The sequence below is a fragment of the Okeania sp. SIO3B5 genome, from assembly GCF_010692555.1.
Lineage (GTDB): Bacteria > Cyanobacteriota > Cyanobacteriia > Cyanobacteriales > Microcoleaceae > Okeania.
Genome location: NZ_JAAHHG010000358.1, coordinates 1 through 10368 on the forward strand (window position 1 = coordinate 1; position 10368 = coordinate 10368).

At 35.2% G+C, this 10368-nt stretch carries 7 protein-coding genes; 3 read left to right on the plus strand and 4 right to left on the minus strand.

The window, feature by feature from the left end; genetic code table 11:
* Positions 1-270: 270 nt before the first annotated feature.
* Both F6K54_RS31695 and trxB read left to right on the plus strand, forming a co-directional pair.
* The gene (locus F6K54_RS31695; RefSeq protein WP_293086838.1) at positions 271-450 is read left to right on the plus strand and encodes a hypothetical protein; all 180 of its coding nucleotides are present in this window, start codon (positions 271-273) and stop codon (positions 448-450) included.
* Between the two features lie 57 nt (positions 451-507).
* Positions 508-1857 carry a thioredoxin-disulfide reductase gene (gene trxB / locus F6K54_RS31700; RefSeq protein ID WP_293086840.1) on the plus strand — a complete coding sequence of 450 codons (1350 nt, stop codon included), beginning with the start codon at positions 508-510 and terminating at the stop codon, positions 1855-1857.
* A 799-nt stretch (positions 1858-2656) separates the two neighbouring features.
* Here trxB and F6K54_RS31705 read toward each other — a convergent pair.
* From F6K54_RS31705 to F6K54_RS31720, 4 genes are all read right to left on the minus strand, one after another.
* Positions 2657-2932, minus strand: coding sequence for a transposase (locus F6K54_RS31705; RefSeq protein WP_293086842.1), 276 nt, complete (start codon positions 2930-2932; stop codon positions 2657-2659).
* On the minus strand, positions 2919-3794 hold the full coding sequence (locus tag F6K54_RS31710) for a transposase (RefSeq protein WP_293086845.1): 876 nt from the start codon (positions 3792-3794) through the stop codon (positions 2919-2921). The genes F6K54_RS31705 and F6K54_RS31710 overlap by 14 nt, the downstream gene beginning before the upstream one ends.
* 411 nt (positions 3795-4205) lie before the next feature.
* Entirely contained in the window at positions 4206-6191 is a 1986-nt protein-coding gene (locus F6K54_RS31715) for an ABC transporter ATP-binding protein/permease (RefSeq protein ID WP_293086847.1), read from the minus strand.
* A 1042-nt stretch (positions 6192-7233) separates the two neighbouring features.
* The gene (locus tag F6K54_RS31720; RefSeq protein ID WP_293086850.1) at positions 7234-8061 is read right to left on the minus strand and encodes a DUF1361 domain-containing protein; all 828 of its coding nucleotides are present in this window, start codon (positions 8059-8061) and stop codon (positions 7234-7236) included.
* A gap of 265 nt (positions 8062-8326) precedes the next feature.
* Here F6K54_RS31720 and F6K54_RS31725 point away from each other — a divergent pair, with 265 nt between their 5' ends.
* The gene (locus tag F6K54_RS31725; protein ID WP_293086853.1) at positions 8327-9724 is read left to right on the plus strand and encodes a TldD/PmbA family protein; all 1398 of its coding nucleotides are present in this window, start codon (positions 8327-8329) and stop codon (positions 9722-9724) included.
* Positions 9725-10368 lie beyond the last annotated feature (644 nt).

Below are 10368 nucleotides of genomic sequence, written 5' to 3' on the forward strand. Positions count from 1 at the left end.
TTCAAGGTGCTAGTTTGCTACGATTAGTAGCTAGGTTTTTAGAGCGGTTAAATACCTTTGCCGCTTTTATAAGTATAACATAAAGTTGCCCTAAAAGGGCAAGGCTTTAAACCCAATTTTTCGGTAAGTACCTTTGCGTAAATTTGGTATAACTTGATGAGCAGGTATAGCAAAAGTTCTACATAGATATAGTCATATATTGTAAGTTCAAAAAAACTAAGCAAAGAGAGAAATTTTAACCAAGCTTTAGTACGATTGAACAAGCAAACAATGTCTACAAAAAATCAGAAACCTTTCACTAGATTAACTGTAGAACTAGGTTCAGGTAGATTAACAAAATACAACCGATGCAGGCAAAATCTAGAAAAATTCCACTGGTTATATCCTAGCTGTGTCGGTAAATTAACACTGAAAAAAAAGAAAAGTATCGAGAAAACAAATTTGTTCTAATAACTGGAAGAAAGTACAGCACAAAAACGTTACTATCTACCACGAAATCTTAATATTATGACAAAACAAAGAATAGAAAACTTAGTAGTTATAGGTTCAGGACCAGCAGGCTATACTGCTGCGATCTATGCAGGACGCGCTAACCTCAAACCAGTAGTCTTTGAAGGTTATCAAATAGGAGGTGTACCAGGGGGTCAATTAATGACAACAACTGAAGTAGAGAACTTTCCTGGTTTTCCCGAAGGTATTACCGGACCGCAATTAATGGAACGAATGAAAAATCAAGCAGTCCGCTGGGGGACAGAACTATACACCGAAGATGTTACTTTTGTAGACCTAGCTCAGTACCCATTTACTATTAAGTCAGAGGAACGAGAAATTAAAACTTATAGCATCATCATTGCTACTGGGGCGACTGCCAAAAAACTCAAACTACCTAGTGAAGAAAAATTTTGGAATAGTGGTATTTCTGCTTGTGCTGTCTGTGATGGAGCTAACCCTGCTTTTAAAGGAGTGGAATTAGCAGTTATTGGTGGTGGGGATACTGCAGCGGAGGAGTCTATTTATTTAACTAAGTATGGTTCTCATATTCATTTATTGGTACGTCGAGACCAAATGCGGGCAAGTAAGACTATGCAGCAGAGAGTGTTAGAAAATCCGAAAATTACTGTTCATTGGCAAACTGAAGTTATAGATGTATATGGTAATGGTCTGTTGGAAGGTGTGAAACTGAAAAATAATCAGACTGGTACACAGCAAGACTTATCAGTTGGAGGTTTGTTTTATGCTATTGGTCATACCCCGAATACTCAAATTTTTCAAGGACAGTTGGAGTTGGATGAGAAGGGTTATGTGCTTACTCGAGATATGGTTAAAACTAGCGTTGAAGGTGTCTATGCTGTGGGTGATGTCCAAGATAGTGAGTTTCGTCAGGCAATAACTGCTGCTGGTAGTGGTTGTATGGGGGCAATGTTGGTAGAGAGATGGTTGTCGGAAAGAGGTTTGGTACAGGAGTTTGCTCAGGAAAAAGCAACTAAGAACTCGGATGAGGAGATAGTTGTTGATACTGTTGAGAGTTTTGACCAGAATGCTACTCACCATCTAGGCGGTTATGCTTTGCGGAAGCTCTACCACGAGAGCGATCGCCTAATTATAGTTAAGTATTCTGCCCCTAGTTGCGCTCCATGTCATACTTTGAAGCCTATTTTGGAGAAGGTCTTACAAGAGTTTGAGGGAAAAATTCATTATGTAGAGATTGATATTGAGCAAGATCCAGAAATTGCTCAGAATGCAGGGGTAATGTCTACACCGACGATTCAGTTTTTTAAGAATAAGGGTTTGGTTGAACAGTTGAAAGGTGTGAAGCGTAAGAGTGAATATCGGCAGGTTATTCAAAATAATATATAGCGTTGTTATCTGGGATGTGGAGACCAAGTGGCATGAAAAATGTATGGAGGGAATAGTCATTTCAGTTAGCCTCCTTATTCCCCTAATTTAAATAAATAGGACTATATATTAATACTAATATCATGTCCGCTTGAATACTTATACTTTGGTGGAAGGAAGGCAGAGGGTAGAAGGCAGAAGGCAGAAGGCAGAAGGGTTTCTTTCAATTGAAGCTTAATTTTATACACAAACGATGCTACCGGACATGATATAACTATCTCTAATAGACATCTCCTCCAAAAGAGGGAATAGGGGGAAATAATTGATAATTTCTGTAGGATAATTGATTTTATTTTTGATTTTTGGAGATGTCTAATATCTATGAGACTGTAGAAATTAACCATCTTGGTAGAATAGCGATCGCTCCTTAAAAGATAGTTATAGTATTTGTTTGACTATTTTCGGAGAAGTCTAATATCATGTTCGGTTGAATACTTATAATATCTGCGGACCGAAGGCAGAAGGCAGAAGGCAGAAGGCAGAGGGCAGAGGGCAGAAGGCAGAAGGCAGAAGGTTTTTTATAACTGATTATCCGAACATGATATAATAGCCATCTCCAAAAATCAAAAATTACAGCAGTTTCGGAGTTAGTGAGCTAAAAAATTTTAGGACTTTAGGCAACAGCTCCGCAAAGCAACAGGCAACAGAGAATTAATAAACTGTACCTCACCGTTCTTAGAAACTTATGATTTTCTATATAAATCTATGATTTTCTATAAATAACCTGTTCTATTCCTGCTTCTACCTGGCAACGTCGGCGTTATCCAGTCCGCAAGCTGTCACGGTCGTTCGCGTTAGCGTTGCGGAGCAAACTGACCGCCTGAGCTAGATTTAAACTAGCATTTAAGTCTCTATCACAACTGAAACCGCAGTGTTCACAGTTAAAAACACGCTCTGATAAGGACAGAGACTCTTTAATATTTCCACACCTACTGCAAGTTTTAGAACTAGGAAACCATCTATCAACAATGATTAGCTCAGAACCATATAACTCACACTTGTACTCTAGTTGTCTACGAAACTCATAAAAGCCCATAGACTAGGGCAGCCTTAGCTAACTTATGATTAGCCATCATACCTGATACATTTAGGTCTTCTATTACTATCTGGCTGTGGTTTTTAGCCAAATAAGTAGTAAGTTTATGCAATGTATCTTTTCTGATGTTAGCTATCCTGTTGTGTAACTGAGCTATCTTAAGTTGAGCCTTTTTCCAGCTATTAGAGAATTTAGTTTTATGTCTGTTTAGGTATTGCAGTCGTGATAATTTAGATTCTAACTTTCTTTTCGATTCAGCGTTTTCAAATACTTCACCAGTAGATAACGTAGCTAGAGATTTTATACCTAAATCTACACCAACTACATCTACTAATTTATCAGTATTTTGAGATATGGTTTCTATCTTGAAACTAATAAACCATCTATCAGCTTTCCTGCTAATAGTTACAGATTTAGGAGTTACATTATCTGGCAGTACTTCATAAGTTTTAATCCATCCAATTCTTGGTAACTTAATCTGATTAAAACCTACTGATATTGAACCATCTAAAGTAAAACTATCGTCTCTACCTTTTTTCTTGAATTTAGGTTGACCAGACACTTTACTAAAGCAACGCTTCCAAGCTTCTGATAAATATCTCAAAGCATATTGAGGCGCTGTTTTAGATACTTCATAATACCAATAGTTTTTAGGTTTGACCATTGCTACTAAAAGCTTATGTAAGTCAATAGCAGTAGGAAATTTAAGTTTACCATCAGGATTATTTGAATTATGATTAAGGATGTTTTTCGTTAACCACAAACCCCAATTATAAGCATGACGAGCTACACCAGCGTGTTTAGCCAGCAAAGTTTTTTGTTGGTTGTTTGGGTGTAACTCAGTTTTGAATCCAAGTAGCATAAATATAGATAGATAATTGGAGATTATCATAGATAATACCAGATTATAGCCAACAGTTACAAACCCTTCCTAAAAAGTGCTGTAAATCAATATATTATCCATAAATTATCGATTATTCCTCCTACCTATTCCCTATAACCTTTATCTGTCAATGCTTTGATAGTTAATCAGCAAGCCCTAATTATTAATTATTAATTAGGGCTTGCTGAACAAAATTGTAATCAATACCTGTAAAAGTTTCCAGGGTTAAATATTGCTGAAAAAGTACAAGGTTTTTGGCTCAATGTGTCTCAAAATGCTAATATTTTTCCCCTGAAATGCCGAAAATTTTGTCGTAGTAGATGGTCTAAACTTTTCCCTGTTCCCTGTTCCCTGTTCCCTATCATCACCATCAGACTTTTTCAGCAAACCCTAATTATAAGAACTAGCCTTTGCTTGATAATCTTCTGCTGATAATACTCGCCAATTAGCATCACCTGTTAATTCTAAAACTTGTTGATGATATTTCAACAAACTTAAACGATGTCCTACACTCACAAATGTTGTTTGAGTTGCTTGTAATTTTTGATAAAGCTCTGCTTCATTTTGTAGGTCTAAAGCGCTGGTAGCTTCATCTAAAATTGCATAGTTAGGCTTAATTAATAATAGTCTTGCAAAAGCTAAACGTTGTTGCTCTCCCAAAGATAAAACGTTTTCCCATGGTAACTCCACATCAAAACCATCTAATCTATCTGGTAAATCTTCTAAGTTAACCAACTTCAAAATTTTTCTTAATTCATACTCATCAAAATCTTGATTAACTTGAGGGTATAACAACTGTTCTCGTAAACTTCCTAAAATCATATAAGGGCGCTGAGGTAGAAATAACATTTTTTCCAAATTAGGACGTACTAAACAACCCGTACCCGATGTCCATAAACCTGCTATTGCTCTTAATAAAGAACTTTTACCTGCTCCACTTTTTCCAACAATTAATAATCCTTGACCTGACTTTACTGCTACTGATAAATTTTTCACCAGAGTCTTTTGACTTTCATTAATTTCTTCGTGATTTAGAGGAGTATTTAAAGTAATATTTTCTAACGCTAATTTAGAACTTTCTGTAATGTCAATTTCTCTAGTTCCTTCTTCTGATACTTTTGTGGTCTCTTCTAGTGTTTCTCTAAATTTATCCAAGCGGTTAATACCAGCCGCAAAATTACTTAAGTTGTCGATTTGACTAACTACTAAAGAAAAAGCTCCTAAAACCTGACTAAAGGCAAAACCTGCCTGACTAATATCTCCAAATTTAATGTCACCTGCAAAGTAAATAGGAGCCATAATTAAAGAAGGCAAAATAATTACTGCATATCGATAACCTGTAGTAAAGTAATCTACATTTCTTTGCCACCCAATCAGCAAATTAAAATTATTAAATACCTGAGTAAATCTTTCTCTAATTTGAGATAATTCTTGCTCTTCTCCTCGGTAAAAAGCAATTGATTCGGCATGGTCGCGGATATGAACTAATCCATAACGAAAGTCTGCTTCTCGTTTGAGTTGGTAGAAATTTAAAGGAATTAATTTTCTGCCAAAAATCACTGCTACTAATGTTCCAGCCACAGCATAAATTATCAGAAATATTGAGAGTGGTATTGATATTGACCACAGAATTCCCGTGAAAGAAATAACGTCAATTATTGAGTTGAGAATTGTGAGGAGAAAAAATAAACTTTGGCTAGTGAAAGATTTAATATCTTCTGCAATTCTTTGGTCTGGATTATCAATTTTTCCCTTTGAATCTATTTCATAATATGACCTATTTTCTAAGTAGTTATTTAGAAACTTATTTGTCATCCACTCTCGCCAGTACAGTCCTAGTTTTTGCCTTGTATATGCGTAAATTACAACTATAGGAGTACCAATAATAAAAACTCCGGCATAAACAAATAAGAACCGCCAAAATGTAGGCTGGTCTTTTTCAGATAATGCAGTTGTAAAAAAGTTACCTACATAGCTAATAATTACATTTAAACCACTAACTGACAGAGATAATAATAGTAACAAGCTTAATAATGCCCAAGGTTGCCAACGTGGGATAAGTTGTTTTTTATAGTACCAAAAACTAATGGCAGGAATGACAACCATTAAAGCAATAATAAATATCCAGTGCGAATTAATAATATTGTGAATTATATTGACTAAACCAGGAGCAATATTATTAAATGACTCGCCAAATATAGTTTCACTAACTATGCAAATTAAACTAACAACTAAAAAAACAGCAGAAAATAAAAATATCAAAAGCAGAAATAATAATCCTAAAAATATTTTGCTTCCTCCTGGTTCTAGTGGATAAAAATATGGTTGAGCAATCTGCAAAAAACTATTCCAAAGTTTACTGTTAAATTTATTCATTCTTGGTTGTATACGAACTAACTAATATCAATCATAACCTATGATTTTTTATCTGTAAATATACGGCAATTATGCGTATAAAAAAACATGGCGATCGATAATTTTAACTATGCCCATCTATAGCTAATTCAAGCTACCGATCTTTACTAAATAGGGTTTGCTGAAAAAGTCTTTTTTCGTAGGAGTAGGAGACAGGAGACAGGAGACAGGATAAATGGGAATTTAGAGGAGGTAGGAGCTAAGTTTTGTCCCAAGATTATTCTGCCCAACTATGCGCCTAAAATACTAACTTTTTGAGCATGAAGAGCTGAAAACCAGACACTTTTTTCGACAAAAAAAAGGTTAAATCCTTTATATGTCAATGCTTTTAGATTTATTCAGCAAACCCTAAATAAGTAATGAAGTTTCCTAAAAGATGATAAATATTTTTAAGTAGGGCGAGCTAAAAAAAAAGACGTTATATTTTGAATCAAAAAAAACTAAAGGCAATGAATATAAACTTTTGAGCTAATTTACAATCTGATACATAGTGCCCAAAATTTACTAATTCATTAGGGCCTGCTAAATAAAATTGTAATCAATACCTTTCAATAATGGATAATTGATAATGGATAATTGATAATTACCTCTCCCTAAAAGGAAGAGGATTGAATAAAAGGAAAATATTTTCTCTCTTGGTCGATTGGATATGGCAAGGAGACCTCGCCATCCCACCCTTCGGGAAGCTGCGCTTTATATGTTGCGTAGCAAAACGACCGCTTGTTTCTCCTTTAAAGGAGAGACTTTAAACCTTAATTATTCGGTAAAGGCTTCCAAGGTTAAATATTGCTGAAAAAGTGAAAGTTTTTGGCTGTTGTAGCCTCAAAATGCTAATACTTTTCCCCTGACAATGACGAAAATTTTGCCGTAGTAGCATACTCTAAACTGTTGTCTTTCGGAGCTATTCCCTGTTGCCTATCATCACCATGCATACTTTTTCAGCAAACCCTAATTATTAATTATTAATTATTAATTATTAATTATTAATTATTGAAGTATATCACTAAAATTTTGGTGAAGCTCTAGAAATTTTTTCTGACTCTTCTTGATTTATTTGATATTGTTGCAGTAGAGCTAAAGTTACTAATTTCATTAGCCAATATAAACTCAAAATAACTATAAAAGTAATAAATATTACTAAAATAGGACCTCTATTAAACATATCGTTATAAACACTTTTTACCAAAGCATCAGGATTAGTAACTACATCCCAACTATTAAAACGTTTGAACCTTCCCAAATAAATACCAATAGCAGAAAGACAATGAATAATGAACTCTATTCCTAGGATAAAATTACTCCAACCTTGTCCCTTTAAATAGTCGCCCAAATTAATTAAAGAAAGAACATAAGCTTCAAACCCAATAAACATAAATAACAAATATTGGGGAACTACTGCTAAAGTCAAAACCCATACAGAATTACTTTGACGAATATCTTGATAGAGGTGAATAATATCAGTTAGAACATAAGGAGCATTAGGTAAAAAAGCCATAAAAATTAAGCAACCAAACCACCACAGTAAAGAAAAATTATGAGGAAAACGTAATAAACACATACCTAAAATTATGAATACTAAAGTAATAGCGATCGCCACCTCAATATTCAATTTACTGCCATAGGCCACAACTCTGTTTATATTTGGCAATAAAGTAGCGCCCAGTAGTAATAAAACTCCCCATCGTATAAAAATAGAGCGAGGTTTGGAAAACAAACAAAAACTCATGGCCAAAGGAAATAAAGCTAAAAATAGATTCCAAGACATGAATCTACTATTACCTTGTAGAAATTGCCAGGCTTTGTTCATTACATAGATTATTTCAGCTTTCATTTATAACTCAAAAATGTATTTACCGAAAACGAAAAATTGTGGTTTAAAGTCTCCCTCTTTTAAGAGGATAATAAGGAAAAATTTTCCTTTGAATCAATCCTCTTCTTGTAATAATTAATTATTAATAATTAATTATTTAAAAGTATTCTCCCATTAGGTTCCACTGGTATTCCATACAAATACTTATTATTATAAATAATCGCTAATATACCCACTAGAAGCTGACAGTAAACAATAACAATTAATATCGGTCTAAAAATAGATAATGGCTACAAAAATCAAAAAAAGTAATTCTCTTCTAGAGCAATTACAAAATAAAATTTATAATTACCGTAATCATGTCGATTATCTAGAAATTCGCCTAGAACAAAGTGAATCAACTGCTATTTCATTTTATGGCCTACAATTAAATACAATTAATTCTCATTTTTCCCTTGCCGGAAGTATTCGCGCTTGCTACAAAGGAGGCTGGAGCTTCGTTACTTTCAACGATATTTCAGAACTATCAAATAGAATCGAAGAAGCAATTTCTCATACTTATTTAGTAGGAAAAAAAACTACTCAATTAGCTCCCATTGAACCTATTCAAGATTATGTAGCAGTCAAATTTGGTCGCGATCCTCGTGACATATCTTTAGAAGAAAAACGACAATTAATTGAAACCTACAATCAGTTATTGCTAGATTTCGATCCTCGAATTCAGGCCACAAATGTGAGTTATAGCGATCGCTTTACCATTACTTATTTTGTCAATTCTATCGGCAGTTGCATAGCACAGGAACGCCTAGATGTCAATGGCAAGTTTAGAGCCATGACTTGTGGAGAAGGCAGTTTAGTTAAACAGGGCATCAAATCTATCAGTTCTCGTACAGATTATAACACTCTCTGTAACATTGACAAACAAGTTATCGGAGCAGCAGAACAGGCCATCCGTCAACTAGAGGCAAAACCCGTTAAAGGTGGACAATATACTGTATTGTTAGATCCTTATATGGCAGGTGTATTTATTCACGAAGCTTTTGGTCATCTTTCTGAGGCAGACTCTATTTATGAGAATTCCCAGATGGAAGAGCTACTGAAATTAGATAAACCAATAGGTACAGAAAAGTTGAATGTAGTAGATGATGCGACTATTGATGGTTTAAGTGGTTCTATAAAATATGATGATGAAGGTGTTCCTGGACAGCGTAAATATTTAGTTAAAAATGGAGTATTAACAGCTCATCTACATAATCGAGAAACTGCTGGAAAAATGAGAGAAGTACCTACAGGAAATGCTAGGGCTATAAATGCAATGTATCCACCTATTGTCAGAATGACTAATACAGCTATTGAGATAGGCGATCGTCCTGTTGAGGAAATGGTTCAAGATATAGATCGAGGAGTTTATGCCATAGGAACTCTAGGTGGCCAAACTAATGGAGAAATGTTTACATTTGCTGCTACAGAAGGTTATATGATTCGTAATGGAAAAATTGCTGAAGCTGTTAGTGATGTTACTTTGACAGGGAATGTATTTCAAACTCTCAAAGATATTGAAGCGATCGGTAATGATTTTACTTACAGTAATGGTAATTGTGGTAAATCAGGTCAAGCACCTTTGCCTGTAAGTATTGGCAGTCCTCACTTGATGATTAAAAATGTAGTAGTTGGAGGACATTAAGTAGGGCTTGCTGATTAAAGCTAAAAGTGTTTACTGGTAAAGGTTTCAGCCTTTGCAGGTACTAAGGGAGTACCTGCTTTTAGGTAGGGCTTGCTGATTAAATATCAAAGCATTTATATCATGTTCGGATAATCAGTTATAGCGCTGCGCGCAGCTCATCTGGCAATAGGCAATAGGCAGTAGGGGGGATAAAAAGCTGATAATATAAAACTTTTAGCTATTGGACAGTTCCTGAAATTTGTAAATATGCCAGCGCACATTGCTATATAAAAAAACTTTATCCCCTTTAACCCTTTCTTCCCTTCTGCCTCCTGCCTCCAGCTCCCGCTGCCTTCCTTCGTCCAAAGTGTAAGTATTCAACCGAACATGATATTACAGTTAAAGGTTTTAACCTTTTTAGGACCAAAAAAAGTGCGCCTGTTTCAGCTCTTCACGATCAAAAAGTTAGTATTTTAGGTGGATAGTTGGGCAGAACAATCTTGGGACAATTCTTAACTACTACCTCCTCGCTCCCAAGCCATTTCTCCTGTCTCCTGTCTTCCCCTCCACCGGAGGGGGAGGGGCGAGGGGTGGGTTGTATCCTGTCTCCTACCCCAGGGCAAACGCATCTTATTTTGAAGTTCTGACAGGGCAAGGATGTCAGA